We start from the raw sequence: 25,931 nt of genomic DNA, 5'->3' as shown, positions 1-25,931 counted from the left end.
TCGAGTGGCTGGAACCGTCCTCACCTATCGCCGTGTCATCGCCCTGACCGGGCCCCTGCTCCCGCTCGTCTCGTTCTTCGCCCGACTGCCCGTCGCCATGGTCCAGTTCGGCACCGTCCTGCTGGTCGCCGAGACCAGCGGCTCGCTCGCGACCGCCGGTATCGTCGGCGGCGCCCTGTCCGCCGGGCAGGTCGTCTGCGGGCCGCTGCTCGGCCGGTGCGCCGACCGCCGCGGCCAGCGCCCCGTCGTCCTGGCCGCGGCCGCCGTCAACGCCGTGGCGACCGCCGCCCTCGTCGCGGGCGCCCTGGCAGGCCTCGGGACCACCGGGCTGGCGGCCGTCGGCGCCGTGGCCGGCGCCTCCGTCCCGCTGATCGGGCCGCTGGCCCGGACCCGGTCCGTGGCCCTCGCGCACCGGGCCGGGGCCGACGAGCCGGTCGTCGCGGCCGTCCACTCGCTGGAGGGCACCCTCGACGAGATCTCGTTCGTCTTCGGCCCGGCCCTCGTCGGTCTGGCCGCGCTCGTCGCCCACCCGGCGGTGGCCCTCGGCGGCGCGGCCGCCCTCGTCGCAGGTTTCGGCACCGCCTTCGCCCTGCACCCGACCGCAGCCGCGACCGCCGGCACCCCCGCCGCCCGGCTGCCGAAGGAGGCCGCCGCCCGCCGCCGGCACCCCGGTGTGGTGTACGCGCTGCGCGGTTCGCTCGCCCTCCAGGGCGCCATGTTCGGCGCCTGCCAGGCCGGGATCGCCGCGCTCACCGACCGGCTCGGGGTGCCGGAGCAGGCCGGACTCGTGTACGCGGCGATGGGGGTGGTCAGTGCGGCCGTCGGGCTGGCGCTGGGCGCCCTGCCCGCCCGCTTCGGGCTGCGGCTGCGCTGGCGGGCCGCCACCGCCGCCGCCCTCGTGCTGTCCGCACCGCTCCTGGTCACCGACTCGCTGGCGGGGCTGTACGCGGTCGTCGTCGTGCTCGGCGCGGCCTACGCCCCGCACCTGATCACCGCGTTCGCCCTCACCGAGCGGGCGGTGGCCCCGGCCCGGCTGGCCGAGTCGACGGCCTTCGCCGCCAGCTCGCTGGTGGCCGGCCAGGCCCTCGCGCTCGCCCTCTCCGGCCGGCTCGCCGAACACCACGGCCCCTCCGGCGCCTTCCTGGTCGCCGTCGTCGCCGCCGCGCTCTGCCTGGCCCTGGCCCTCTTCACCCGCGTACCGCCGGGCCGCACCACCCACACCCGGCGCGGCCCGGCGGCCTCGGAGACCCCCGGCGGCCCCGGCGGCCGCGCCTACGCCGGCCGCTGAAGCACCACCAGGCTCCGCCCCGCCAGCGCCACCCGGTCACCGGCCCCCCACTGCGGGCCGGTGCCCGGCGCCGGCAGCGCCTCCCGGGCCGTGTCCACCACCAGCCGCCACTGCCGGCCGTGGCCCGGCGGCAGGGTGAACACGACCGCGTCGGCACTCGCGTTGAACATCAGCAGGAACGAGTCGTCGGTGATCCGCTCCCCGCGCACCCCCGGCTCCGAGATCGCCTCCCCGTTGAGGAACACCGTCAGCGCCCGGGCGTGCTGCGCCTGCCAGTCCCGCGCCCGCATCTCCTCGCCCGACGGCGTGAACCAGGCGATGTCCGACAGCTCGTCGTGAGTGCCCTCCACCGGCCGCCCGTGGAAGAACCGGCGGCGCCGGAACACCGGGTGGTCGCGCCGCAGCCACACCATCTGCCGGGTGAACTCCAGCAGCGACGGCGGCTCCTTCCCCGGCTCCGGCCACTGCACCCAGGACACCTCGTTGTCCTGGCAGTAGGCGTTGTTGTTGCCGCCCTGCGTGCGGGCGAACTCGTCGCCGTGGCTGAGCATCGGCACGCCCTGCGACAGCATCAGCGTGGCGATGAAGTTGCGCATCTGGCGGGCCCGCAGCTCCAGGATCTCCGGGTCGTCCGTCGGGCCCTCCGCACCGCAGTTCCAGGACCGGTTGTACGCCTCCCCGTCCCGGTTGCCCTCCCGGTTGGCCTCGTTGTGCTTCTCGTCGTACGACACGAGGTCGTGCAGGGTGAAGCCGTCGTGGCAGGTCGCGAAGTTCACCGAGGCCAGCGGGCGCCGCCCGTCGTCCTGGTACAGGTCGGAGGAGCCGGTCAGCCGGCCCGCGAACTCGGCCAGGGTGCGCGGCTGGCCCCGCCACAGGTCCCGCACGGTGTCCCGGTACTTGCCGTTCCACTCGGTCCACAGCGGCGGGAAGTTGCCCACCTGGTAGCCGCCCTCGCCCAGGTCCCACGGCTCGGCGATCAGCTTCACCTGGCTGACCACCGGGTCCTGCTGCACCAGGTCGAAGAACGAGCTCAGCCGGTCCACCTCGTGGAACTGCCGGGCCAGGGTCGCCGCCAGGTCGAAGCGGAACCCGTCCACGTGCATCTCCGTGACCCAGTACCGCAGCGAGTCCATGATCAGCTGGAGGACGTGCGGGGACCGCATCAGCAGCGAGTTCCCGGTGCCCGTGGTGTCCGTGTAGTACCGCGGATCGGGCGCCAGCCGGTAGTACGAGGCGTTGTCCAGCCCCCGGAACGACAGCGTCGGCCCCAGGTGGTTGCCCTCGGCGGTGTGGTTGTAGACCACGTCGAGGATCACCTCGATGCCCGCCTCGTGCAGCGCCCGGACCGCCGACTTGAACTCCAGCACCTGCTGGCCGCGGTCACCCGAGGCGTAGCCGTTGTGCGGGGCGAAGTAGCCGATGGTGTTGTAGCCCCAGTAGTTGCTGAGGCCGTCGTCGACCAGCCGGTGGTCGTTGACGAACTGGTGCACCGGCATCAGCTCCAGCGCCGTCACCCCCAGCTTCACCAGGTGCCCGATCACCGCCGGGTGCGCCAGCGCCGCGTACGTGCCGCGCAGCTCCTCCGGCAGCTCCGGGTGGCGCATCGTGAGGCCCTTGACGTGCGCCTCGTACAGCACGGTGTGGTGGTACTCGGTCCGCGGCGGCCGGTCGTTGGCCCAGTCGAAGTACGGGTTCACCACGACCGAGCTCATGGTGTGCGGCGCCGAGTCCAGGTCGTTGCGGGAGTCCGGCCGGCCGAAGTGGTAGCCGTACACCTCCTCGCCCCAGGCGATGCTGCCGCTGACCGCCCGTGCGTAGGGGTCCAGCAGCAGCTTCGCCGGATTGCAGCGCTGCCCGCGCTCGGGTTCGTACGGGCCGTGCACCCGGAAGCCGTACCGCTGCCCGGGCATCACCCCCGGAAGGTACGCGTGCCGCACGAACGCGTCCGTCTCGCGCAGCTCGACGGCGGTCTCCGAGCCGTCGTCGTGGAGGAGGCACAGCTCGATGCGTCGGGCGGCCTCGGAGTAGACCGCGAAATTGGTGCCGGCGCCGTCGTACGTCGCGCCCAGGGGGTACGCCTGTCCCGGCCAGACCTGCATATATGTGACTCTTCCGATCCTGATCCGGCATCTGGGTCTTTTCCTTCGCCAGATCTTCCCCGAAAGCGGGGCAACCCGGGGGGACTTGGGACCGTCCTACCGGGTGACCACGCATACCAGGTATGCATGTAAGGGGGAAATGTGCACATAACAGTACGCCGCCATCTGGGGAAGCTGCTGGCCGGCGCGGCCATCGCGGTCACCGGAACCGCCGTGGCGATCGGCGTCACCCTGCCCGGCTCCGCGGACGCCGCGGGCAGCGGCCGGGACGGCAAGGGCGGCGCGAACGGCACCGGCGCGGTCACCGAGGCCGCCGGCGGGGGCGCCCCGCAGGGCCTGCAGAACGTCCACCCGGGCACGGTCGAGGCCGCGCCCGCCGAGCAGGCGAAGGGCTTCGGCCGCGACCCGCTCACCGACTCCGAACTCGACCGGGTGAAGACCCTCGCCCTCGGTCCCGCCGGCATGAAGGCCGAGAACGCCCGCGGCGGCCAGGGACCGCAGTGGCTCGCCACCGACCTCGCCGAGCTGCGCCCCGAGGACGTGAGCCGGGGCCGCGCGCCCCGCCGCGCCCAGGTCACCTCGTACGACTACAAGACCGACTCGCTCAAGACCTCCGTGGTCAACCTCGACACCGGCAAGGTCGAGTCCACCGACGTCCAGCAGGGCGTGCAGCCGCCCATCGCCCGCGAAGAGGCCGTCGAGGCCGTCAAGCTCATCATCGCCTCCAAGCAGGGCGAGGGGCTGCGCAAGGACTACCGGGACGCCACCGGCAAGAAGCTCACCAAGCCGGAGCAGCTCTCCCTGAAGAACGCGCTGATCTACCGGGTCGACGGCGAGAACCCGGGCCCCGCCGCCGTGACCGACTGCGGCAGGCACCGCTGCGCCCGGCTCTTCCTGAAGGTCAAGAACGGCCCGTGGATCGACGTCCGCTCGCTCGTCGTCGACCTCAGCGCCCGCACCGTCCACAGACTCTGACGCCCTCCCGCGCCCTCCCCGCCGCGCAGGCCGTCCTGCCCTTCCTGTCAATGGAGCCTCTCCACATGCACGTGAACCGTTCCCGCGGCACCCGCCGCACGGCCGCCACCGCCCTGGCCGTCGCCGCCCTGCTCGGCAGCACCGCGGCCGCCGGCCCGGTCGCCGCCGCCCCCAAGGCGCCGAAGGCACCGGCGCCCGCCCTCGACTGCAGCGAGGCCTACCGCATCCAGCAGACCCTCGCCGGCGGCACCACCTGGCGGATGTGCTGGCGCTACGAGAGCGAGGCCGGTCTCGTCCTCGACCAGATCTCGTACCAGCCCAAGGGCGAGCCCGCGCCGATCCCGGTGCTCACCTCCGCCAAGCTCGGCCAGATCCACGTCCCCTACGACGACGGCCGCGCCGAGTACGACGACCTGACCGGCGCCGGCTTCGGCTCGGGCCTCCAGGACATGGCCGCGGGCGAGTGCCCCGGCGGCGCCATCAAGACCGTCAAGGTCACCAACTCCTGGGACCAGACCCAGAAGGACGTCAAGGGTCTGTGCACCACCACCCGGGCGCGCGGCCACGCGTACCGGCTGGCCGGCGACAACCCCGGCCAGATCTGGCAGGAGCAGGGCAAGGACCTGCTCGTCTACACGGTCAACAAGGTCGGCTGGTACGAGTACATCACCGAGTGGCGCTTCCAGGACGACGGCCTGATCCACGCGAACGTCGGCGCGACCGGCAGCCTCTCGCCCGGCGACTACGACGCCGGCGACGACCGCGGCTGGCCCATCGGCAACGGCGCCAAGGCGTACGCCACCAGCCACAGCCACAACGTGTTCTGGCGGCTGAACTTCGCCCTCGACGGCGACCCGAACGGCCGCGTGGAGCAGTACGACTCCCAGACCACGCCCAGCCCCGACGGCTCCACCCCGAAGACGTCCACCACCCGCACCCCCGTCACCAAGGAGCTCGCCGGCGACGTCGAGGGCATGCGCTGGTGGCGCATGGTCAGCGCGAAGGGCAAGAACAAGGACGGGCACGCCCGCAGCTACGAGATCGTGCCGGGCGCCTCCGCGAAGTACCCCGGCCGCCCGTACACCAAGCACGACGTCTACTTCACCGAGTACAAGGCGTGCGAGCAGTTCGCCACCCACAACCTGCGCAACTGCGGCCCGGAGGCCGGCAAGAGCGTGGACACCTGGGTCAACGGCGAGACGCTCAAGCACCCCATCACGTGGGTCAACATCGGCTTCCACCACGTCGCCCGCGACGAGGACCAGCAGCCGATGCCGGTGCACTGGCAGGGCTTCCAGCTCAGCCCGCGTGACGTCACCGCTATGAATCCGCTCACTCCGCCGGCCCTGGCCGGACAGAACGGACGCCCCAACTAAGAGAGTTGGCGAACCGTAGCCGCCATCCGGCTGCACCGCCTCCCGCTCCCGGAGTACCCTTCCTTGATCACTGGAGAAGGGCGTCCAGCCAGGAGCGGGAGGCGGTGCACGGGTGAGCTCGGGAGGGCTGGAGCTGCCACCTGGTGACGGCGGTCACGAGGGCGGTCCGCCGGACGTCGCGGCCGGGGCGGTGTCCCTGGCCCAGCCGCCGGACGCGGCCGCGGCACGGACCGGGGCCGAACTGGACTGGAGTGCGGACGCGTGGAGCGAGGTCCGCACCCGCGCGCAGCGCGCCGGGCGCGCGTACATCTGGCTGAACCTGATCGAACAGCGGCTGCGCGCCGTGGTCGGGGCGGTGCTGCGGCCCATCTACGAGCCGGTGCACGGCGAGGACGACTGGGTGGTCGCCGCGGCGGGTCCGGCCGGGCAGGAGTGGGTGCAGCGGGCGGTCGCCGTCCGCGAGGTCAGCCGGCGCAAGGGCTATCTGCTCGACCCCGCCGACGACAACGTGCTGAGCTTCCTGACGCTGCCGCAGCTGCGGGAGCTGATGGTCCAGCACTGGCCGTGCTTCGAGCCGTACTTCGACGACCGGCGCGAGGTGGAGCTGGTCCTCGACGAGCTGGAGGTCACCCGGAACGTGGTCTCCCGCAACCGGGCCCTCTCCCAGACCGTCCTGTCCCAGGCCGAACGGGCCTCGGCGCGGCTGCTGGAGGTGCTGGGCGGCGGCGCGGGCAGCCCGTCCGCGGAGCGGCTGCCCATCGACGCCGTCGAGGACCTGGTCGGGGACCGGTACGCCGACGTCGTCTCGGTGCACCCGGACCGGGTGCGGCTCCAGCGGCAGCTGCCGGCGGAGGACCTGTTCGGCGGCGCCCGGCGGCTCGACGCCATCGGCATAGGCCTGAACCTGCTGGTCCAGAACTACTCGGGCCGCCGGCTGGTCCGGCTGGCCGAGGCGGGCTGCCGGGTGCGGCTGCTGTTCCTGAACCCGGCGAGCAGCGCGGTCAAGCGGCGCGAGCGGGAGCTGGGGCTGCGCAAGGGCGAGCTGAGCCGCTCGGTCGAGATGAACATCCTGCACGTCCGCCGGGTCCGGTCCCGGCTGACCGACCCCGCCGCGTTCGCGATCCACGTCTTCGACGAGACGCCCCGCTTCACCGCGTACCTGGTGGAGGGCGACGCGCCGGGCGGCGGAATAGCCGTCGTCCAGTCCTACCTGCGGCGGGCCCGCGGGATGGAGGCCCCGGTGCTGGTGCTGCGCGGCGGCGGGCGGGGCGTGCCGAAGGACGCGGACCACGGGCTGTTCACGACGTACCGGGAGGAGTTCGAGTCGGTGTGGCAGGACTCGCGGCCGGTGTCGTGAGCGGGTGCCGCGCCGGGTGCGGCACCGGGCCGGCAGGACCCGTGGGCGGCCGGGAGGTGCCGGTCGGGGGTGCCCGGTCGGGGCGGTGTCAGTGGGGCGTGGCAGGCTGAATCCCGTCGAGAACGAGTGGGGGAGGAACGCCATGGGGGAGTGGCACGGGGGAACGCTGGCCGGGTTCGACCTGGAGACGACGGGCACGGAGCCGCGAGAGGCGCGGATCGTCACGGCCGCGGTGGTGGAGGTGGAGCCGGACGGCACGGTGGTCCGGCGCTCCCTGTGGCTGGCCGATCCGGGCGTCGCCATCCCGGAGCAGGCCACGGCGATCCACGGGATCACCACCGCGCAGGCTGCGGCCGACGGCCGCCCGGCGGCCGAGGTGGCCGACGAGATCGCCACGACCCTGGCCGGGCTGTGGGACCGGGGCATACCCGTGGTGGCGTACAACGCGGCCTTCGACCTCACCCTGCTCACCGCGGAGCTGCACCGGCACGGGCTGCCGCCGCTCGCGGACCGCTCGGGCACGGCGCGCACCGGTACCGGGCCGGTGGTGGACCCGCTGACCATCGACCGGGCCGTCGACCGGTACCGGCGGGGCAAGCGGACGCTGGAGGCGGCCTGCGCGGAGTACGGCGTGGTCCTGTCGGACGCCCACGACGCCGGGGCGGACGCCCTGGCCGCGGTCGGCGTGGCCCGGGCGATAGCCGCCCGCCACCCGAAGGTCGCCGCCCTCTCCCCCGCGGACCTCCACGTCCGCCAGATCACCTGGTACGCCCGCTGGGCGGAGGACTTCCAGTCCTACCTCCGCCGCCAGGGCACCCCGGACGCCCGCATCGACCCCACCTGGCCCCTGCGGCCGCTGACGCCGGCGGTGTGAGGGCGGGCACTCAGCCGGCCGGCGGCACCGCCAGGGTGAAGCGCTGCTTCGGGCGCGAGGCGGCGCCCAGGCGGTCGTAGAAGCGGATGGCCCCTGCGTTCCATTCGGGGGTCTGCCATTGGACCTCAGTGAGGCCGAGGGTGCGGGCGAGGTGGGTCACGGCGGTCATCAGGTCGGCGCCGAGGCCGTGGCCGCGGGCCTCCTCTGCCAGGTAGAGGCAGTCCATGTGGAGGTGGGAGCGGGCGTCCCAGAAGGCGAACTCGGTGGCGCAGGCCGCGTAGCCGACGAGGGTGCCGGACGGGTCGGCGGCGACCAGGACGTGCAGGCGGGGTTCGCGGTCCGGGCCGAAGAGCAGCGGGTGGAGGCGTTCGGCGAGGCCTTCGGGGCGCAGGTCCGACTTCTCGTAGGCGATGTGCTCGTGGATGAGCTCGACGAGGCGGGGCAGGTCCTCGGGGCGGGCGGGGCGTACCGGGCGGCCGGTGCTGGTCATGGTGGCGGTCCTCGTGCGGAGCGGGTCAGCCGGTCGTGAGGCGGAAGGCCATGCGGCCGAAGCTCACCTGGTCGCCGTCGCGGACGACGGCGGTGCCGGTGACGCGGCGGCCGTTGACGGTGGTGCCGTTGGTCGAGCCGAGGTCGCGCAGCACCCACTGGCCGCCCTGGAGGCTCAGTTCGGCGTGGGCCCGCGAGACCGTGTCGTGGGTGAGGCGCAGCCCGTTGCCGGGGTCGCGGCCGATCCGCAGCGGGTGCGCGCCGTGCTGCGGCAGGAGCAGGGCGGGCAGCTTCTCGGTCTGCCAGGCCCGGCGGACCCCCTGGGAGACGGCGGAGACCCGGCGCACCCAGCCGAACAGGCGGCCCGTCCAGGGCTTTTCGGTGACGAGGTCGGCGGTGAGGGCGGCGAGTTCGTCGGACCGGCGGGCGGCGAGGGCGAGTTCCATGCGGCGCAGGAAGGTGTCGTGCGACAGCCGCCCCTGGGCCGCTCCTTCCCGGAGCAGGCCGAGGGCCCGGTCCCGCTCGGCGTCGGACAGCCGCGGCGCGGGGTGGAGCGGGAACTCAAAACTCGACGTCACAGGGTGATTGTCGGCCCGTCGGGCCCGGAGTGTCCAGAACTCCCCCGTCCGGCCGGTGATGATGGGCCCCGGCAGGTGTGTCGGCGTCCGCGACGAGGGGACCGTTCCGTGCAGTTCGATGTGTGGGCACCGCAGGCAGAACGGGTGGCGCTGCGGCTGGGCGAGGGCCGGGACCGGCCGATGGCGCGCGATCCGGAGCGGCCGGGCTGGTGGACGGCGGAGGCGGCGGCCGCCGACGGCGACAGGTACGGGTACCTGCTCGACGGGGATCCGGTGGCGCGGCCCGATCCGCGCGGCCGGCGGCTGCCGGACGGGCCGGACGGGCCGAGCGCGGTGGTGGACCTCGACCGGTTCGTGTGGTCGGTGCCGGCGCCGCCGGTGCCGCTGCAGGACGCGGTGCTGTACGAGCTGCACGTCGGCACGTTCACCGCGGAGGGCACCTTCGACGCGGCGGCCGGCCGGCTCGGCGAGCTGGCCGCGCTGGGGGTGACGCACGTGCAGCTGATGCCGGTCTGCCCGTTCCCCGGCCGGCACGGCTGGGGCTACGACGGGGTGGCGCCGTGGGCGGTGCACGAACCGTACGGGGGGCCGGCCGGGCTGGCCCGGTTCGTCGACACCGCGCACGAGCACGGGCTGGGCGTGGTGCTGGACGTCGTGCACAACCACCTGGGGCCCTCGGGGAACCATCTGCCCGCGTTCGGGCCGTACTTCGACGGCGGCCGGCAGACGCCGTGGGGCGCGGCGGTGAACCTGGACGCGGCCGGATCGGACGAGGTGCGGGAGTACCTGCTGGGGAGTGCGCTGGCCTGGCTGCGGGACTACCGGATCGACGGGCTGCGGCTGGACGCCGTGCACGCGCTGTGCGACGACCGGGCACTGACGTTCCTGGAGGAGCTGTCGGAGGCCGTGGACGCGCTGGCGGCGGAGACCGGGCGGCCGCTGTTCCTGATCGCCGAGTCGGACCGCTGCGACCCGCGGACGACGGCCCCGCGGGCGGCCGGCGGGCTGGGGCTGCACGCCCAGTGGAACGACGACTTCCACCATGCCCTGCACACCGCGCTGACCGGCGAGGACCAGGGGTACTACGCCGATTTCGCGGCGGCCCCGCTGGCCGCCCTGGCCAAGACGCTGACCCGGGCGTTCTTCCACGACGGGATCTGGTCGCCGTTCCGAGGGCGTACGCACGGGCGGCCCGTGGACCGGCGCCGCACCCCGGCGCACCGGTTCGTCGGGTACGCGCAGACCCACGACCAGATCGGCAACCGGGCCCGCGGGGACCGCCTGTCGGCGGGCCTCTCCCCCGGGCTGCTGGCCTGCGCGGCGACGCTGGTGCTGACCGGGCCGTTCGTGCCGATGCTGTTCATGGGCGAGGAGTGGGGTGCGGCCACCCCCTGGCAGTACTTCACCGACCACCCCGACGAGCAGCTGGCGCGGGCGGTACGGGAGGGCCGGCGGCGGGAGTTCGCCGCGCAGGGCTGGGCCGGCGAGGTGCCGGACCCGCAGGACCCGGCGACGCGCGACCGGTCCGTGCTGGACCGCGGCGAGCAGGGGCAGGCCCCGCACGGCCGGCTGCTGGAGTGGCACCGCACGCTGATCGGGCTCCGCCGCACCCAGCACGACCTGCGGGACCCGGACCTGGCGGCGGTGCGGGTCGCGTACGACGAGGAGCGGCGGTGGCTGACGTTCCGGCGCGGGGACGTGCGGGTGGCGGTGAACCTGGCGCCCGAGCCGGCGACGATCGCGTTGGGGCGCAACGGGGTGCGGGTGCTGGCGGCGTGGGAGCCGGTCCAGTCGCCGGATCCGGCGGGCCGGATCCACCTGCCGGGCGAAAGCGCGGTGGTCCTGGGCCCCTGACCCTCGGACCCCGCCCCTCCGATTAAGTCCCCACCGAATCGTGGCCCGCGCCCGGCCGACGCTGCACGCTGGTCCCCGGACGGGATCAGGGACGGGAGGGGGGTGATGGCGATGCTGCTCAGCGACGTGGTCTGGGTCTGACGGCGGAGGCGGGAAGCCGCATCGCGGGGAGGGAGGGGCATCGTGCTGCTCAGCGACATCGTCTGGCTCTGACGCCCGCAGGCAAGAGTCCGCAGGTATGAGTCCGCATCGCACGAAGGGGGGGCAGCCATGCTGCTCAGCGACGTCATCTGGATCTGACGCCGGATCCGCGGCCCCGGACCGGAGGTCGAGGGTCCGGGGGCCGCGGGCCGCGTCAGGTCCAGGAGAGTTCGTAGTACTTGAGCTGGTCGTCCTCGGCGACCAGGTGGAGTCCGGCGGCCGTCATCACCCGCTGCGAGGCGACGTTGTCGTGGGCGGTGTCGCCCCGGACGCTGCGCACCCCGTGCTCGCGGGCCAGCCGCAGCAGGGCCCGCACCGCCTCGGTGGCGTAGCCCTCGCCGCGGACCGAGGGGATCAGGCCGTACCCGATGGTGACGCTGCCGTCCTCGTCCGCCGGACCGTGGAAGCCGAGTCCTCCGATGGCGAGCCCGTCGGCGCGGCGGCGGATCTCGTACGCCCCGAAGGGCTGGGGATCACCGGTCTCCTCGCAGGTGCTGAGGAAGTTCCGGGCGCCGATCGCGTCCACCTCGGCCGGGTATCCGGGCGCCCAGGCGGCTGCGTCGGCGGGGCCGGGCGCGAGCAGGCGCTCCGCTTCCGCGGCGCTCATCGGATGCAGGACCAGCCGTTCGGTTACCAAGTCATCCATGCAGGTGTGACTATCACAGGAGCACCTGCATGGCCTATGAGGCGGCGGCGGGTTCCCGTCGTGTGGGGCCCGTCACAGATTCCGCGGGCCGGGCGGCGGGCGGCGCTGGAGCACCCCGCTGATCGGCTATGCTGAGCGTGCACATCGAACGGGCGGTACGCCGCCCTTCGTGGTGGGTGTAGCTCAGTTGGTAGAGCACCTGGTTGTGGTCCAGGTGGCCGCGGGTTCGAGTCCCGTCACTCACCCTTACACCGCAGGGCGCACGAGATCATCTCGTGCGCCCTGCGGTCGTTCGTGCACCTGCGGCTGGCAGGATCGTGCCCATGTCGCTCACCGGGGACCCGGCCCTCGCCCTGACGGCCCTGCTGGCCTGCGCCGTGTTCGGCTGCGCCGTGTGGGGGTGGCCCCGGCTGGCCGGCCGCGGGCCGGCCGCACTGCTCGGCAGGGTCGCCGTACAGCTGTGCCTGTTCCTGGCGCTGGCGCTGCCGCTGACCCTGGTCGTGAACAATGCGTACGGGTTCTACGCGACCTGGGGCGACCTGCTGGCCCTGAACCGGGACGCGTCGGCGCCGCAGGCCGGCCGGGACCGGGCGGCGCTGCAGGTCACCGGGGTGCACCGGTGGAAGCACCGGGGGTCGGCGGACCCGGCGGTGATCGGCCGGATCGACGCGGTGACCCTGCACGGCGCACGCAGCGGGCTGACCACGAAGGCGTACGTGCACCTGCCGCCCGCCTACCTGCGGGCGCCGGCCGCCGAGCGGGCCCGGTTCCCGGTGGTGGTGGCGCTCAGCGGGTTCCCGAGCACCACCCGGGTGCTGATCGACCTGTTCGGGTACCCGCAGACGGCACTGGACGGGGTGCGGGCGGGCCGGATGCGGCCTGCGGTGCTGGTGATGCTGACGCCGACGGTGGCGCCGCCGCGGGACACGGAGTGCGTGGACGTGCCGGACGGGCCACAGGCGGAGACGTTCTTCGCGCAGGACCTGCCGGCCGCCGTGGCCGGGCACTACGGGCTGACCCGCGATCCACGCGCCTGGGGCGTGATGGGCAACTCGGTGGGCGGCTACTGCGCGTTGAAGCTGGCGCTGCGCCGCCCGGAGGCGTACCGGGCGGCGGCCGGGCTGTCCGCCTTCTACCGGGCGGCGCACGACCACGAGACGGGCGACCTGTTCGCCGGGGACGCGCGGCTGCGGCGGGAGAGCGACCTGCTGTGGCGGCTGCGCCGGCTGCCGCAGCCGCCGGTGTCGCTACTGGTGGCCAGCAGCCGCAACGGCGAGGCGCAGTACCCGGAGACCGTGCGGTTCGTCCGGGCGGTCCGGCCGCCGGCCCGGGTGTCGTCGATCACCCTGGGCCGGGGCGGACACAACTACGAGACGTGGCTGCGCGAGGTGCAGCCGGCCCTGGACTGGCTGGTGGGCCGGCTGCGCGCGCCGTAGACCGGGCGCGTCCGCCCGGCACGCGGGCTCAGGCGGCCAGGAAGGCCTCGATCTCGGTGACCAGCGCGACCGGGGTCTCGTGCATCGGGTAGTGGCCGCTGCCGGGCAGGGTGCGGATCTCGGCGTTCGGGTACCAGACCTGCCAGGTGGCCTGCATGACCTCGGCGGTCAGCGCGAGGTCGTGGGCGCCGACGAGGACGAGGACCGGCACGGTGTTCCCCTTGACGGCGGCCGACAGGTCGAGGGACTGCCAGCTGTCGAGGTAGCCGGCGAAGGCCTCCGGCCGGGACACCTCCAGGGAGTGCGCGACCATCCGGTCCAGCCAGTGGCCGCTCGCCCGGTTGCCGGTGACCACGTCGAGGATGGTGCGCCGTTTGAGCGGGTCCTCGGCGGCGCCGAAGAACAGGGCGTGGGTGTCGTCGTCCATCGGGTACGGGCCGGCCGGCACGGGGGCGAGGCCGATCATCCGCTCGACCCGCTCCGGGGCGCGGACCAGGACCTGCTGGATCGCCTTGCCGCCCATCGAGTGCCCGATGAGGGAGAACCGCTCCCAGCCCAGCTCGTCGGCGAGCGCCAGCACGTCGTCGGCGATCTCGGGGACGGTGTGGCGGCCGGGCTCGGCCTTGCGGTCGCCGTACCCGCGGTAGTCCATGAAGGCGTACGTGAACCGCTCCGGGTCGAAGTAGTCCAGGATCGAGCCCCAGTTGGCGGAGGTGCCGAACCAGTCGTGCAGCACGATGACGCGGACGGGCCCCGAGCCGGTGGTCCGGTGGGCGATGGGCATGCGGTCTCCCTGCGGTCGCCGAGAACTGACGCCGTACGGTCTGCCCCCGTCCGCGGGTGCTCACACCGCCCCGGCACCGTGCGGTGCCGGGGCGGTGCGGCCGGGTCAGACGGTGCGGATGCCCGGGTCGGAGAGGCCGGCGGCGCCGGTCTCGACCTTGCCGGCGAGGCGGCGCAGGAAGGTGCTGTCCTCCGCCGAGACGACGGTCACGTCGTACCAGTTGCGGGTGGCGCGCAGGTCCAGCGCGTGGGTGACCGTGGTGCCGGGGCGGACCGTGAAGGTCTGCGGGGCGCCGCCGTAGGCGTTGGTCACCGTGAGGTGGGCGTCCGTGGAACCGGCGTTGGTGAACGTCAGGTCCAGGGCGCCGGTGGCCGCGTTGTGGCGGGCCGTGGCCTCGGGTCCGGCGGTCTTGCCGGGGCTGCGGAAGCGGCGCAGGAAACCGTTGGGGCCGTGCACGGTGAGGTCGGTGACCCCCTTGGAGTACGTGGTGTTCCAGGAGTCGGCGAGCGACTTGCCGGCCTCGGCGGTGTACGTCCACGGGCCGTCGGTCCGGTTCGTCGCCGTGACGAGGAACTGGGCGCCGGACTGCGGGCCGCCGCTGAACGTCAGCTGGAACCTGCCGGTGCCGGTGTTCGCCGCGCCGTCCACGTACGGGGCGTACGCGAGCGGGCGGGTGGGCCGGGAGCCGGCCTCCTGGCGGGGCATGGTGCCGGTGGCCGGGACCGTCGGGACGAAGTCGGGGTGGCGCTCGCGGTCCGGCGGGTAGTAGCCGGCGGTGGGCGGCAGCGCGGCGGGCGCCGTGTTGGTGCGGCTGAAGTCGAAGGCGGAGGTCAGGTCGCCGCAGACGGCGCGGCGCCACGGCGAGATGTTGGGCTCGCGGACCCCGAACCGCTTCTCGATGAACCGGATGATCGAGGTGTGGTCGAAGGTCTCGGAGCAGCTGTAGCCGCCGGTGCTCCACGGTGAGACGACCAGCATGGGCACGCGCGGGCCGAGGCCGTAGGGGCCGGCGACGTAGCCGGTCTTGCCCGGGAAGTAGTCGAGCGCGGTGGGCGCGGTGGACAGGCCCTGCGCGGCGGAGCCCGGCGCGTACGGCGGGACGACGTGGTCGAAGAAGCCGTCGTTCTCGTCGTACGTGATGAACAGGGCGGTACGGGCCCACACGTCGGGGTTGGAGGTCAGGGCGTCGAGGACCTGGGCGATGTACCAGGCGCCGTAGTTCGAGGGCCAGTTGGAGTGCTCGGAGAAGGCCTCGGGGGCGGCGATCCAGGAGACCTGGGGCAGCCGGTCAGCCTGCACGTCGGCGCGCAGCCGGTCGAAGTAGCCTTCGCCGGCCTTGGCGTTGGTGCCGGTGCGGGCCTTCTCGTACAGGGCGCTGCCGGGCTGGGCGTTGCGGTACGTGTTGAAGTACAGGAGGGAGTTGTCGCCGTAGTTGCCGCGGTAGGCGTCGTTGATCCAGCCCCAGGAGCCGGCGGCGTTCAGTCCGTCGCCGATGTCCTGGTAGATCTTCCAGGAGATCCCGGCGGCCTCCAGGCGCTCGGGGTAGGTGGTCCAGCCGTAGCCGGCCTCGGCGTTGTTGAGGACGGGGCCGCCGCCGGTGCCGTCGTTGCCGGTGTACCCGGTCCACATGTAGTAGCGGTTCGGGTCGGTGGACCCGATGAACGAGCAGTGGTACGCGTCGCAGATGGTGAAGGCGTCGGCGAGGGCGTAGTGGAACGGGATGTCCTCGCGGGTCAGGTACGCCATGGTGGTGGCGGTCTTGGCGGGCACCCACTGGTCGTACTTGCCCTTGTTGAACGCCTTCTGACCGCCGGCCCAGTCGTGGTTGAGGCCCTGGAGGAACTCCATGCCGAGGTCGTCGCCGGGCGGGCGGAACGGCAGGGTCTCCTTCTTGCCGTCGGACTGGTGCCAGACGGGCTTGCCGCTGGGCAGCGTCACGGGACGGGGGTCGCCGAAGCCGCGGATGCCCTTCATTGCACCGAAATAGTGATCGAAGGAACGATTCTCCTGCATCAGGACGACGATGTGCTCGACGTCCTGGAGGGTGCCGGTGCCGGCCGCGGCCGGAATGGCGGCGGCCCGGGCGATGCTGTCCGACAGCGCGGTCAGGGCGGCGGCTCCGCCGGCCAGCTGGAGGAAACGACGGCGGTCGAGTTCTGCCATGAGTGGGGTGACCTCTGCGGGTGAGGGGGGTGAGGGGCGGACTCAGAACAGCGCGTGCGTGGTACCGGGCGGAGACTGCCCCGTGACGGGGCGCGGTACGCCAGGAGAACGGCAGGAGCCGGGAGTCGACGCGCGGCCCGCCCGTCACGCCCGTCACCTGCGCGGGGGAGATCCGCTCCGCCCGCCACCACGCGCCGTGACGAACTGTCACCATCGGTGCATGGCCGCCCTGTCACCGCCGCGCGACCGCCTCCGGCGGCGCCGGGTCCGGAAGTTGCTGTTCCTGTCCTTCGGTGTGATCGGGCTGCTGCTGTTCGCCGTGTTCCGGGCCCTGGACCTCGGCACCGGCGACTCGCTCGCGAGCGTGCTCGGGCTGTTCGTCGGCCTGGCCGGGCTGCTGCTGAGCCTCGCGGAGTTCCTGCGCGGGGCGGAGCAGCCGCCGCCCGACCCGGCCGCGCTCGCCGACGACCTGGCCCGGACCGTACGCGCCCAGTGGCTGGACGAGGCGTCGGCCCGGCGGCTGCGCGACCCGCGGGTGCTGCCGCTGGCCTGGGCGGCGACCCGCCGGGAGGTCGCCGACCGGCCGGCCGGGGAACCGGTCCCGGCGGGCCGCGCGCCGGCCGCGGCGGGCGGTGGACCGGCTGCCGGGATCCCCGGGGCCCGGGCCGCGCGGGTGCTGCGGGTCCGGCTCGACGGCCGCCTCGACGGCCGGTTCGAGGAGGCCACCGCCCGGCTCGCCGCCGGGTACCGGCAGATCGACGGCGGCCGGCTGGTGGTCCTCGGCGAGCCGGGCGCCGGCAAGAGCGTGCTGGCGATGCTGCTCACCCTGGGGCTGCTCGCCGCCGCGGACCGCGGCGAGCCGGTCCGGCCGGTGCCGGTGCTGGTGCCCGTCTCCTCCTGGGACCCCGTGGTGGAGGGCCTCGACGACTGGCTGGTGCGCACCCTGGCGGGCGCGTACTACGCCGGGCGCCCGGACATCCCCCGCACCCTGCTCGCGCACGGCCTGCTGCTGCCGGTGCTCGACGGCCTCGACGAGATCCCCGAGTCGGCCCGCCGCGGCGCGGTCCGGGCCCTGAACCGGGCCCTGGGCACCGACCGGCCGGTGGTCGTCACCTGCCGCAGTGCCGAGTACGAGGACGTCATCGAGGGCGGCTCCCCTGCCCTGCGCCGGGCACCGGTCGTGGAGATCGCCCCGGTCGCCGCCGCGGACGCGATCGGCTACCTCTCCGATGCCGACTGGCCTGCCGGCACCGACTGGGAGCCGGTGTTCGGGCAGCTGCGGGAAGAGCCCGGCGGGCCGGTGGCGCTGGCGCTCTCCACGCCGCTGATGATCTCCGTGGCCCGGTCCCGGTACGAGCGCTCCCCCGGCCGGCCCGCCGAACTCGCCGACCCGGCCCGGTTCCCCAGCCGGCACGCCGTCGAGGACCACCTGATGGAGCGGTTCGTGGACGCGGCGTACGCGGACCTGCCGGACCGGGACGCGGCCCGCGCCCGGGCCTGGCTCGCCTCCCTCGCCCTCTACCTGCACCGGCACCGCGAACAGGACCTGGCGTGGTGGCTGATGCCGGGACGGCTGTTCTCGGCGTGGACGGCGGCGGGGGTGGGACTGGGGCTGGGCATCCTGCTGTGGGTGTTCACCGGCGTGCTCACCGCACAGCTCGCCGAGTACGACTTCAAGGGCGGGCAGGGCGCGGCCGTCGGCGGCTGCTTCGCCCTGCTGGCCATGATCGTGTGGTTCGCGACGGCCGACCGGCGGCCCGGGCGGCCCGCGTTCACGGTGCGCGGCGCGATGCCCCGGCTGCGCCGCGGGTTCCGGTCGGGACTGGCGTTCACCGCGGTGCCGGCCGTGGCGGTGCTCGGCGCGCTCGCCCTGGTGCTGGTCTCCGGAGGGTGGGGGCTGGACGCGGCGGGCATCCTGGTCGCCGTACAGAACGTGGCGGTGGCGGTGATCGTGGCCGTCTCCTGCGCGCTGGCCGTGTGCGAGTGCCTGGACGCGCCGCCCGGGCAGGCGGCCCGCTCGGACCCGTCCGGGTCGCTGCGCGAGGACCGCAACTCGGCACTGACCGGGGCGCCGGCGGCGGGCGCGGTGGTGGCCCTGCTGGTGTTCCCCGTCCTGGTGGGGTGCTCGGCGGTGGCCGCGGCGACGGGCGCGGCGTTCAACGGCTGGCGGCACGAGCCGGGCGTCGCCGACCTGCTCGTCCACCGGTTCCGCATCGAGGCGGAGCGGTTCGGGGCGACCGGGGGCCTCGACGACCTCCCGGTGCTGGTGGTGGTGTGCTGTGTGCTCCCGGGGCTGGTCACGGCGCTGCTGACGCTGTTGACCCGGGCCTGGACCAGGTTCACGCTGCTGCGGCTGGCCGGGGCGGTGCGGGGGCGGCTGCCGTGGCGGCTGATGGGGTTCCTCGCGGACGCCCACCGGCGGGGCGTGCTGCGGCAGTCGGGCGGGCTGTACCGGTTCCGGCACGTACGGATCCAGGAGACGCTGGTGCCCGCCGCGGCCGGGACCGGCCCGCAGCCGGCGACGGCCGGGCCGCGGCGGCGCCGGGCGCTCGGGTGGGCCCTCGCGGCCGCTCTCGTACCGGTGGGTGCGCTCCTCGCGGTGCCGCCGGCCGGCGCGTTCCCGCCGGACACCTCGCGGGTCACCCTGCTGCCGCGGGTGCAGCCGGACCACCTGTGGTTCGAGGACGGGCAGCTCTTCACCGCGTGGGAGGGGACGGTCGAGCGGTGGGACGCGTACACGGGCGACCGGATCGAAGGCGGGGCGGCGGGCCGGGTCCGGCCGGTCGACCTGGGGAAGGAGCTGTTCCGCTCCCCCGTCCCGGCGGAGCTGCGGGCCCTGGCCGCGCGCAACGTGATCGACGTCGTGGACGTCCTGAGGGGCACAGTGCTCCGGGTGGGCCTGAACGACCGCCCGGGCCCGGACCTGTACTGGCACGGCGGCGGGCACCCGGTGGTCCTGGTCGAGCCGTGCTCGCCGGCCCCGCTGCTGTGGGACGTGACGGCCCGGCGCGTGCTGGGGCGGCTGCCCGCGCTGCGCGACTGGCACGGGTGCCAGGACCACTACGACTTCAGCGGCGACCGCACCGTGGTGGCCGACCTTCAGGGCGGTTACGAGGAGTGCGCGTTCGCGTTCTGGGACCTGCCGGGCGGCCGCCGCCGGTCCCTGCCCGGGCGGTGCAACCTGGAGGAGGCGGCCGCCCTCAGCCACGACGGCAGGCTGGCCGCGGTCGACGTCACCTTCCACGAGGAGGGCGAGCCCACCCCGGACGGCATCCACGTCGTCGACACCCGCACCGGACATCTCGTCGGCCCCGTCCTGACGGGCCATCTGAACGGCGCCGTCGCCATGGCCTTCGACCGGTCGGGCCGGCTGCTCGCCGTCGCCGCCTCCGACGGGGTGGTGCGGATCTGGGAGCTGCCCCGCTGACACCGGCACCGCCGGCACCGCCGCACCGCACCGGCGGAGCGACGGCGTCCGGATGTCGGGGTGCGGAGCCCGTCGCCCGTTTGGCCCAGCGCCTGACGGTCAATAGGATCCGCCGGTGATCACTAAAATCCGGCCGGCGGCATGGCTCTGGGTCCTGCTCGCCGCGCTCACCATGGGACTTCAGCCCGGTCCCGCCCTCGCGGGCGAACCGGGCGGGGACGCGGCGCCGAAGGTCGAGCTGGTACTCGACGTCAGCGGCTCGATGCGTGCCCGGGACATCGACGGCGGCTCCCGCATGGCGGCGGCGAAGCAGGCGTTCAACGAGGTGCTCGACGCCACCCCCGAGGAGGTCGAACTCGGCATACGCACCCTCGGCGCCCAGTACCGCGGCAACGACCGGCAGGAGGGCTGCAAGGACACCCAGCAGCTGTACCCGGTCGGCCCGCTGGACCGCACCGAGGCCAAGACGGCCGTCGCCACCCTGGCGCCCACCGGCTGGACCCCGATCGGACCGGCCCTGCTCAAGGCCGCCGACGACCTGCAGGGCGGCGAGGGCTCCCGCCGGATCGTCCTGATCAGCGACGGCGAGGACACCTGCGCCCCGCTCGACCCGTGCGTGGTGGCCCGCGAGATCGCGGCCAAGGACATCCACATCACGATCGACACCCTCGGCCTGGTGCCGGACGCCAAGACCCAGGCGCAGCTCAGCTGCATCGCCTCGGCGACGGGCGGCACGTACACCGCGGTCCGGCACAAGAAGGACCTGTCGCGGCGGGTGAACCAGCTCGTGGACCGGGCGGCCGAACCCGAGGTCACCCCGGTCGCCGTGGAGGGCGCCGCCGAGTGCGCGAAGGCCCCGGAGCTGGCCTCCGGGCTGTACACCGACCGGGAGGAGGCCGGCACGCACCGCTGGTACCGGGTCGCGCTGAAGCCCGGTCAGGAGCTGCGGGCTTCGGTGAGCGTGGCGGCCGACCGGGCGGTGGCCCGGGACTACGGGGTGCTGCTGCGCGCCACGACCCTGTACGGGCGGGAGATCGTCCGCGGTCAGGAGGCCGGTGACGGCCGCACCGACGTGATCTCCACCGGGCTGCGGTACCCGCGGCCCGAGGCCGGGTCCGACGACGAGGCCGACAACGCCGCCGAGACGGTGTGCCTGCGGGTGAGCAACTCGTTCGCGCCCGCGCCGGGCGTCAAGACCGCCCCCGGCTTCCCCGTCGAGCTGACGGTCGACGTGGTGGACGGTCCCGACGAGGCCTCGGACGTGGCCGCGTTCGGGCTGGGCCGCGGCTGGTGGCTGCTGGCCGTACTGGTGCTGGCCGGGTTCCTCGGGGGCCTGCTGTGGGGCTGGATCTCGCGTTGGCGCGTGACCGTGTGGAGGACCAACTGATGGGCGTCAAGCTGATGGGCGTGCGGACGATCGCGGCGGGCACCGCCGCCGTGCTGCTGCTGATGACCGGGGCGGGTGCCGCGGGCGCCGCGAGCCCGTCGCCGTCGGCGGGCACCGGGGGGTCGGGGCCGGCCGAGGCCGGGACCTCGTTCCGCACCGCCGGCGAGATCGAGGCGGCGGGCCGCGGCAGCGCCGACGCCTCCACCGGCGACTACCTGTACTGGTCGTTCGCCGCGGACGCCGGACAGCAGCCCACGGTGCGCGCCACGGTGCGGGTCCCGGAGACGGCCGCCGGCCGGTCCTCCTCGGCCTGGCAGCTCGACGTGTACGACGGGCTGCGCCGCCGGCAGGCCTGCCGGTACGGCGTCACCACGCGGGCCGCGACGGCCGGCGAGCGCGAGGTCGAACTGGTCTGCGCGCTGCGGACGGTGCGGGCATGGACCGAGCCGTGGGCCGTGGACCCGCTGCCGGGCACCTACTACGTCCGGCTGACGGCGGTCGGCCTGGCCAAGGCCGACCAGGGCCTGCCGGTGCACGCCGAGGTCGCGGTCGCCGCCGAGGACGTGGGCGGGGCGGCCGCGGTGGACGGCTCGCTGGCCGAGCCGCTGGTGCCGGGCATCGCCGCCGCGAAGTCCGGCGACGAGGCGGACTCGAAGGCCGGGCGCACGGTGGCGAAGCTGTTCTCCGGTGAGCCGGAGGACGGCTGGTCCTCGGGCTGGTGGACCGACCGCTGGCTGTGGACCGCTGCGGGCGGCCTGCTGGCCGCCCTCGCGGGCGTCTGGGGCTACCGCCTCACGCGCGGCACGGGCCGCCCGTCGCACCTGCCGCCGGGCACCTGACCCGAGTGACACGGAGCCCCTTCTCCCCGGCCGGGGAGAAGGGGCTCCGCGCTGTCGGCGACCGGGTTCAGGCGGGGGTCCTGACCGCGGCTCCGGCGATCACCTGGTCGAGCAGGGCGACCAGCACGTCGCGTACGTCGGCGCGCCGGCGGGCGTCGAGCATCAGGACCGGTGTGCCGGGGTTGCGCAGGTGCAGGGCGGCCGCGATCTCCTCGGCGGTGTAGTGCTGTTCGCCGTGGAAGCAGTTGGCGCCGATCACGAACGGCAGGCCGCGGCTCTCGAAGAAGTCGACGGCGGCGAAGCTGCGGTCCAGCCGCCGGGTGTCGACGAGGACGACCGCGCCGAGCGCCCCGTTCAGGAGGTCGTCCCACATGAACCAGAAGCGCTCCTGGCCGGGCGTGCCGAACAGGTACAGCACCACCCCGGCGTCGGTGAGGGTGAGCCGGCCGAAGTCCATGGCCACGGTGGTGACCGCCTTGGACTCGATGCCGTCGAGGTCGTCGACGCCCACGCCGGCGGCCGTCAGCCGCTCCTCCGTGCGCAGCGGCTCGATCTCGGAGACCGCCTCCACCAGGGTGGTCTTGCCGACTCCGAAGCCTCCGGCGACGAGGATCTTCACGGGGGCCGCCTGCGGGGCGGGGGTCTCATATCCGGGCAAGGTTGTCCCTGATTCTCATGAGCAGGTGGACGTTGCTGGTCTCGGCCCCCGCGAGCGGCGGCCGGTGGTGGACGAGTCCGCGGTCCGCGAGTTCGCCGAGCAGGAGCGTCATCGGGGTGAGGCGGATGTGCATGCGGGCCGCGAGTTCGGCGACCGCCCGCCCCTGGGGCGCCCGGCAGAGCGCGAGGACGGCCCGCCACTCGCTGGGCAGCCCGCTGTCGGCGTCCGGGTCGGCCGCGGCCGTGATGGTGGTGTCCATGGTGAGGACGGTGCACTCGGCGGCGGTCCGCCCGTCGGTGAGGGCGTACAGGCGGGTGCGGCGGCGGCCCCGGGGCCGGACGGGGACGGGCCCGCGCCCGTCCCCCGGCTCCTGCGCCCCGTCGGTCGGCTCCGGCGGCCCGTCGGCCGCCCCGTGCGGCGCCCCGGCCATTACGGCGTGGGCACCTGGGCGCGCTGCGGGGTGTCCAGCCACTCCCCGAGCGCCTGGGCGGTGCGGACGGCCTCGCCGCCGAGCTCGCCGAGGCGGGCCTTGCGGGAGGTGACGACGATGAGGGTGCTGCCCTCGCCGCAGCCGACGAGGCACAGGTAGCGGTCGTCCATCTCGACGAGCTGGCGGATGATCCGGCCGCCGTCGATCTCCCGGGATATCGCCTTCATGGTGGCGGCGACGCCGGAGGAGGCGGCGGCGACCCGTTCGGCCTGGTCGCGGTCGAGGAGGTAGGCGCTGAGCATGATCCCGTCGTTGGAGAGCAGCACGGCTCCCTGGATGCCGGCGATCCGGCTCAGGTTGTTGTCCAGGACGCTGAAGATCATGTCGTTGGATGCGGTCATGGCTGTTCCCGTCTGAGCTCTTGTTCCACTGTCTGGGTCCCGTGTTCGTAGTCGGCCCAGGCGTCGGCCACCTCTTCGGGGGTGGCGGTGTCCGGGCCGGTCGCCGGCTCCGCCGGGCGGGGCCCGCGGAGCTGCTCGGTCATGTGGGTCTGCGGGACGCGCTCGGGGAGGGCCGGGCGGCCGGCGGCGGGGCGCTGCGGCGGTACGGCGGCGGGCTCCACGGCGGCCTGCGGCGGGCCGGTCCTGCGGCGGGCGGGCAGCCCGGCCGCGGTGGGCGGCAGCGGTTCGGCGGCGGGCTGCGGTCCGGACGGGCGGGGCGCGGCGGGTACGGGCTCCGGGGCGGGCGCGGGTACGGGCTCGGGGCCGCGTGCGGCAGTGCCGGCGGGCACGGGGAGGCGCACGGGTGCGGGCAGCGGGGCGGCGGGCGGGCGTCCGGCGGCGGCCGCCGGGGCGGGTGTACCGGCCGTGGCCAGCAGTGCGCCCGGCAGGATCACCACCGCCGAGGTGCCGCCGTACACGGAGCGGCGCAGGGTGACGGTGGCGCCCAGCCGGTCGGCGAGGTGGCCGACGACGAACAGGCCGAGCCGGTGGGCGTTCTCGGCGAGGACGGAGTACGGCGGGGCGGTGTGCAGGCGCCGGTTCATCTCCTCGTACCGGGCGCTGCCGACGCGGGGGCCGCGGTCCTCGATCTCCACGGAGAGGCCGTCGGCGACGAGTTCGGCGCGGATGACCACCTTGGACCGGGGCGGGGAGAACCGGGTGGCGTTGTCGAGGAGCTCGGCGAGGAGGTGGCTGATCTGGCTGATCGCCTGCGGTTCGACGCTGGCCTCGTCCAGGGCCTGGCGTTCGATCCGGCGGAAGTCCTCGACTTCGGCGGCGGCTTCGCGCAGCAGGTCGGCCACCCGCATGGGTTCGGCGTGCGGGTCGGGGATCTCGCCGCCGGAGAGGATGAGCAGGTTCTCGATCTGGCGCCGCATGCCGACGGTCAGCTGGTCGGCGCGCATCAGCTCGGCGAGGAGCGCCTCGTCGTGGCCGAAGGTGTCCTGGAGGTCCTCGGTGAGGGCGAGCTGGCGGCTGACGAGGTTGCCGGTGCGGGAGGCGATGCCGGAGGCGAACATGCCGAAGCCGTGGCGTTCGGCGGCGAGCTGCCGGTGGCCGTCCACGGAGACGGCGACGACGCGGGCGAACGCGTCGTTGATGCGGCCCACTTCGTCCCGGTGCCCGCGGACCTCCGGCAGGGCGTCGGCCACGGAGTCGATGGAGTGCCCGCGGTGCAGCCGGGCGACCACGTCGGGCAGGACCTGCTCGGCGAGGGTGACCGTACGGCGGTGCAGGCCGTCGAGGCGGCGGAGCACGGAGCGGGTGGTGAGGACGACGACGGCGACGACGAGCAGCAGCACGCCGCCGCTGGTGCCGATGAGCCAGCCGACCTCGGCCTCCAGGGCGTCGGCGTCCGCGTCGGCGTCGGTGAGCACGGCCCGCCAGCGGTTGGCGCTCATGTCGGCGAGCCGCGGGCCGAACTGCTCGTACGCGACGCGCCAGCCGGCGACTTCGGCGGGCAGCCGGACGCCGGTCGCGACGTCCTCGTGGTCGGCGATGACGGCGTTCTCGATGCGCAGCTTGGTGCGCCAGGCCTGCGAGGCGGTGATCCGGTCGTAGAACTCGCGTTCGCGGACCGGGAGGTAGGGCACGATCGCGGTGTCGTACAGGTAGCGGTGGGAGCCGACGGCCTCGACGAAGCCGGCGAACTCGGTGCTGGTGAGCCGCCCGGAGGGGCCGGCGAGGGCGAGGAAGGAGCCTTCGCGGGCGACGGTCTCGAAGGCGGAGAGCAGGGCGACGGCGGCCCGGCTCTCCTGGCCGAGCCCGGAGTCGTCGGCGTGGCTGAAGGCCTCCTGGCAGAGCCGGATCAGCCGGTCGATGACGTCGGTGTAGTAGGCGATGGCCAGTTCGGGGCCGCCGACGTGGGTGTCGGAGCGTTCCCGCTGGGGGGCGAGGACGTCGAGTCCGCCGGCCACTTCGCGGAGCATCCGGTCGGCTTCGGGCGAGCGCTGGGTGCCGGCGGACATCCGGCGGAAGTCGGCGACGGCCCGGTCGGTGGCCCGGCGGCTGTCGCGCATCTCGGCGGCGGCGAGCGGGGCGCCCACCCACCAGCCGGCGGTGGCCGTGCGCTCGGTCTGGAGGGCGGACATCAGTTCCAGGAGCGGTTCGCCCATCCGGCGGCCGGACTCCAGGTCGGCCCGCAGGTGGTGGGATTTGGCCAGCAGCCGGTCGGCGGTCAGGACGGTCTGGGCCGCCATGGCGACGGTGGGGACGACCGCCAGCCAGATCAGCAGGGTGCGCAGCCGCACGGTCCGGCGCCGCCGGCGGCGCTTCAAGGGTGCGGGTATGCCTTCGGGTTCAGGGGCAGACATCGGACCTCGGGGACGGCGGGAGGGACGCGCGCGGAGCGAACCGGAGCGGGCCGGAGCGGGCCGGAGCGGGCCGGAGCGGATGTGACCAGGCGGGAGGCGCTGATCATATCCAGCCACACCGAGGAAACGGAGGGGTTGTTTCGATGGTTTGTACGTGTGCGGGGCAGCGGTTTCGAGGGCCGCGCCCGGTGACGGTGGGGGAAACGGGTGGAAACGGGGTGAAAAACAGCCGGGCCGGCCCGTGGTGGCGGGCCGGCC

The 25,931-nt window shown here is 74.4% G+C and carries 20 protein-coding genes and 1 tRNA gene; 11 read left to right on the top strand and 10 right to left on the bottom strand.

The genetic code is table 11. The annotated features are described in order from the left end of the window. The first annotated feature begins 4 nt into the window (after window positions 1–4). Complete coding sequence (locus LG634_RS12225; protein ID WP_226733764.1) at window positions 5–1,288, top strand: MFS transporter; 1,284 nt, start codon at window positions 5–7, stop codon at window positions 1,286–1,288. Here LG634_RS12225 and glgX read toward each other — a convergent pair. Then, entirely contained in the window at window positions 1,273–3,387 is a 2,115-nt protein-coding gene (gene glgX / locus LG634_RS12220; RefSeq protein ID WP_226733763.1) for a glycogen debranching protein GlgX, read from the bottom strand. The genes LG634_RS12225 and glgX overlap by 16 nt on opposite strands. A gap of 141 nt (window positions 3,388–3,528) precedes the next feature. Between glgX and LG634_RS12215 the strand changes: the two genes are divergently transcribed. The 4 genes from LG634_RS12215 (at window position 3,529) to LG634_RS12200 (ending at window position 7,969) form a co-directional block, all read left to right on the top strand. Continuing rightward, window positions 3,529–4,362, top strand: a complete 834-nt coding sequence (locus tag LG634_RS12215) for a Tat pathway signal sequence domain protein (RefSeq protein WP_226733762.1) — start codon at window positions 3,529–3,531, stop codon at window positions 4,360–4,362. Between the two features lie 65 nt (window positions 4,363–4,427). Further along, window positions 4,428–5,738, top strand: a complete 1,311-nt coding sequence (locus LG634_RS12210) for a copper amine oxidase (RefSeq protein ID WP_226733761.1) — start codon at window positions 4,428–4,430, stop codon at window positions 5,736–5,738. A gap of 112 nt (window positions 5,739–5,850) precedes the next feature. Next, the gene (locus LG634_RS12205; RefSeq protein WP_226733760.1) at window positions 5,851–7,095 is read left to right on the top strand and encodes a DUF5919 domain-containing protein; all 1,245 of its coding nucleotides are present in this window, start codon (window positions 5,851–5,853) and stop codon (window positions 7,093–7,095) included. A gap of 142 nt (window positions 7,096–7,237) precedes the next feature. Next, window positions 7,238–7,969, top strand: coding sequence for a 3'-5' exonuclease (locus LG634_RS12200; protein WP_226733759.1), 732 nt, complete (start codon window positions 7,238–7,240; stop codon window positions 7,967–7,969). Window positions 7,970–7,979: 10 nt separating this feature from the next. On the opposite strand, the gene LG634_RS12195 is transcribed toward LG634_RS12200, so the two are convergent. Both LG634_RS12195 and LG634_RS12190 read right to left on the bottom strand, forming a co-directional pair. After that, window positions 7,980–8,459, bottom strand: a complete 480-nt coding sequence (locus LG634_RS12195; RefSeq protein ID WP_226733758.1) for a GNAT family N-acetyltransferase — start codon at window positions 8,457–8,459, stop codon at window positions 7,980–7,982. A gap of 25 nt (window positions 8,460–8,484) precedes the next feature. Beyond that, complete coding sequence (locus LG634_RS12190; protein WP_226733757.1) at window positions 8,485–9,036, bottom strand: FHA domain-containing protein; 552 nt, start codon at window positions 9,034–9,036, stop codon at window positions 8,485–8,487. Window positions 9,037–9,144: 108 nt separating this feature from the next. Here LG634_RS12190 and treZ point away from each other — a divergent pair, with 108 nt between their 5' ends. Then, window positions 9,145–10,890, top strand: a complete 1,746-nt coding sequence (treZ, locus tag LG634_RS12185) for a malto-oligosyltrehalose trehalohydrolase (protein ID WP_226733756.1) — start codon at window positions 9,145–9,147, stop codon at window positions 10,888–10,890. A 355-nt stretch (window positions 10,891–11,245) separates the two neighbouring features. Here treZ and LG634_RS12180 read toward each other — a convergent pair whose 3' ends face one another. Then, window positions 11,246–11,737 (bottom strand): GNAT family N-acetyltransferase, encoded by a 492-nt coding sequence (locus tag LG634_RS12180; protein ID WP_226733755.1) that lies wholly within the window; start codon window positions 11,735–11,737, stop codon window positions 11,246–11,248. 172 nt (window positions 11,738–11,909) lie between these two features. On the opposite strand from LG634_RS12180, the gene LG634_RS12175 reads away from it, so the two are divergent. Both LG634_RS12175 and LG634_RS12170 read left to right on the top strand, forming a co-directional pair. Further along, a tRNA-His gene (locus LG634_RS12175) sits at window positions 11,910–11,982 on the top strand. A gap of 78 nt (window positions 11,983–12,060) precedes the next feature. Continuing rightward, window positions 12,061–13,173 (top strand): alpha/beta hydrolase, encoded by a 1,113-nt coding sequence (locus LG634_RS12170; RefSeq protein WP_226733754.1) that lies wholly within the window; start codon window positions 12,061–12,063, stop codon window positions 13,171–13,173. Window positions 13,174–13,201: 28 nt separating this feature from the next. Here the strand turns inward: LG634_RS12170 and LG634_RS12165 are convergent, their stop codons facing one another. Both LG634_RS12165 and LG634_RS12160 read right to left on the bottom strand, forming a co-directional pair. Continuing rightward, window positions 13,202–13,957, bottom strand: a complete 756-nt coding sequence (locus LG634_RS12165) for an alpha/beta fold hydrolase (protein ID WP_226733753.1) — start codon at window positions 13,955–13,957, stop codon at window positions 13,202–13,204. A 105-nt stretch (window positions 13,958–14,062) separates the two neighbouring features. Next, window positions 14,063–16,120, bottom strand: a complete 2,058-nt coding sequence (locus LG634_RS12160; RefSeq protein WP_226733752.1) for a phosphocholine-specific phospholipase C — start codon at window positions 16,118–16,120, stop codon at window positions 14,063–14,065. Window positions 16,121–16,340: 220 nt separating this feature from the next. On the opposite strand from LG634_RS12160, the gene LG634_RS12155 reads away from it, so the two are divergent. The 3 genes from LG634_RS12155 to LG634_RS12145 all read left to right on the top strand — a co-directional run bounded on the left by LG634_RS12155 (window position 16,341) and on the right by LG634_RS12145 (window position 21,773). Next, window positions 16,341–19,547 (top strand): hypothetical protein, encoded by a 3,207-nt coding sequence (locus LG634_RS12155; protein WP_226733751.1) that lies wholly within the window; start codon window positions 16,341–16,343, stop codon window positions 19,545–19,547. A gap of 115 nt (window positions 19,548–19,662) precedes the next feature. After that, on the top strand, window positions 19,663–20,934 hold the full coding sequence (locus LG634_RS12150) for a VWA domain-containing protein (protein WP_226733750.1): 1,272 nt from the start codon (window positions 19,663–19,665) through the stop codon (window positions 20,932–20,934). After that, window positions 20,934–21,773, top strand: coding sequence for a hypothetical protein (locus LG634_RS12145; RefSeq protein ID WP_226733749.1), 840 nt, complete (start codon window positions 20,934–20,936; stop codon window positions 21,771–21,773). Before LG634_RS12150 ends, LG634_RS12145 begins: the two co-directional genes overlap by 1 nt. A 67-nt stretch (window positions 21,774–21,840) precedes the next feature. On the opposite strand, the gene LG634_RS12140 is transcribed toward LG634_RS12145, so the two are convergent. The 4 genes from LG634_RS12140 to LG634_RS12125 are packed head-to-tail and all read right to left on the bottom strand — an operon-like array spanning window position 21,841 to window position 25,637. Continuing rightward, window positions 21,841–22,431 carry a GTP-binding protein gene (locus LG634_RS12140; RefSeq protein ID WP_226733748.1) on the bottom strand — a complete coding sequence of 197 codons (591 nt, stop codon included), beginning with the start codon at window positions 22,429–22,431 and terminating at the stop codon, window positions 21,841–21,843. Further along, window positions 22,418–22,861, bottom strand: a complete 444-nt coding sequence (locus LG634_RS12135; RefSeq protein WP_226733747.1) for a DUF742 domain-containing protein — start codon at window positions 22,859–22,861, stop codon at window positions 22,418–22,420. The genes LG634_RS12140 and LG634_RS12135 overlap by 14 nt, the downstream gene beginning before the upstream one ends. After that, window positions 22,861–23,262 carry a roadblock/LC7 domain-containing protein gene (locus LG634_RS12130; protein ID WP_226733746.1) on the bottom strand — a complete coding sequence of 134 codons (402 nt, stop codon included), beginning with the start codon at window positions 23,260–23,262 and terminating at the stop codon, window positions 22,861–22,863. Before LG634_RS12130 ends, LG634_RS12135 begins: the two co-directional genes overlap by 1 nt. Next, the gene (locus LG634_RS12125) at window positions 23,259–25,637 is read right to left on the bottom strand and encodes a sensor histidine kinase (RefSeq protein ID WP_226733745.1); all 2,379 of its coding nucleotides are present in this window, start codon (window positions 25,635–25,637) and stop codon (window positions 23,259–23,261) included. The genes LG634_RS12130 and LG634_RS12125 overlap by 4 nt, the downstream gene beginning before the upstream one ends. Window positions 25,638–25,931: the final 294 nt, after the last annotated feature.

The sequence above is a fragment of the Streptomyces bambusae genome, from assembly GCF_020532645.1.
GTDB classification, from domain to species: Bacteria; Actinomycetota; Actinomycetes; order Streptomycetales; family Streptomycetaceae; genus Streptomyces; species Streptomyces bambusae.
This window is presented reverse-complemented; position numbering and strand designations above follow the sequence as displayed.

Bases quoted from the DNA above. Each gene is read 5' to 3' on its own strand.
- LG634_RS12145 (WP_226733749.1), top strand. From the start codon at position 20,934: ATGGGCGTCAAGCTGATGGGCGTGCGGACGATCGCGGCGGGCACCGCC.
- LG634_RS12210 (WP_226733761.1), top strand. From the start codon at position 4,428: ATGCACGTGAACCGTTCCCGCGGCACCCGCCGCACGGCCGCCACCGCC.
- LG634_RS12180 (WP_226733755.1), bottom strand. From the start codon at position 11,737: ATGGATGACTTGGTAACCGAACGGCTGGTCCTGCATCCGATGAGCGCC.
- LG634_RS12195 (WP_226733758.1), bottom strand. From the start codon at position 8,459: ATGACCAGCACCGGCCGCCCGGTACGCCCCGCCCGCCCCGAGGACCTG.
- LG634_RS12155 (WP_226733751.1), top strand. From the start codon at position 16,341: ATGGCCGCCCTGTCACCGCCGCGCGACCGCCTCCGGCGGCGCCGGGTC.
- LG634_RS12170 (WP_226733754.1), top strand. From the start codon at position 12,061: ATGTCGCTCACCGGGGACCCGGCCCTCGCCCTGACGGCCCTGCTGGCC.
- LG634_RS12130 (WP_226733746.1), bottom strand. From the start codon at position 23,262: ATGACCGCATCCAACGACATGATCTTCAGCGTCCTGGACAACAACCTG.
- LG634_RS12200 (WP_226733759.1), top strand. From the start codon at position 7,238: ATGGGGGAGTGGCACGGGGGAACGCTGGCCGGGTTCGACCTGGAGACG.
- LG634_RS12165 (WP_226733753.1), bottom strand. From the start codon at position 13,957: ATGCCCATCGCCCACCGGACCACCGGCTCGGGGCCCGTCCGCGTCATC.
- LG634_RS12135 (WP_226733747.1), bottom strand. From the start codon at position 22,861: ATGGCCGGGGCGCCGCACGGGGCGGCCGACGGGCCGCCGGAGCCGACC.
- LG634_RS12160 (WP_226733752.1), bottom strand. From the start codon at position 16,120: ATGGCAGAACTCGACCGCCGTCGTTTCCTCCAGCTGGCCGGCGGAGCC.
- glgX (WP_226733763.1), bottom strand. From the start codon at position 3,387: ATGCAGGTCTGGCCGGGACAGGCGTACCCCCTGGGCGCGACGTACGAC.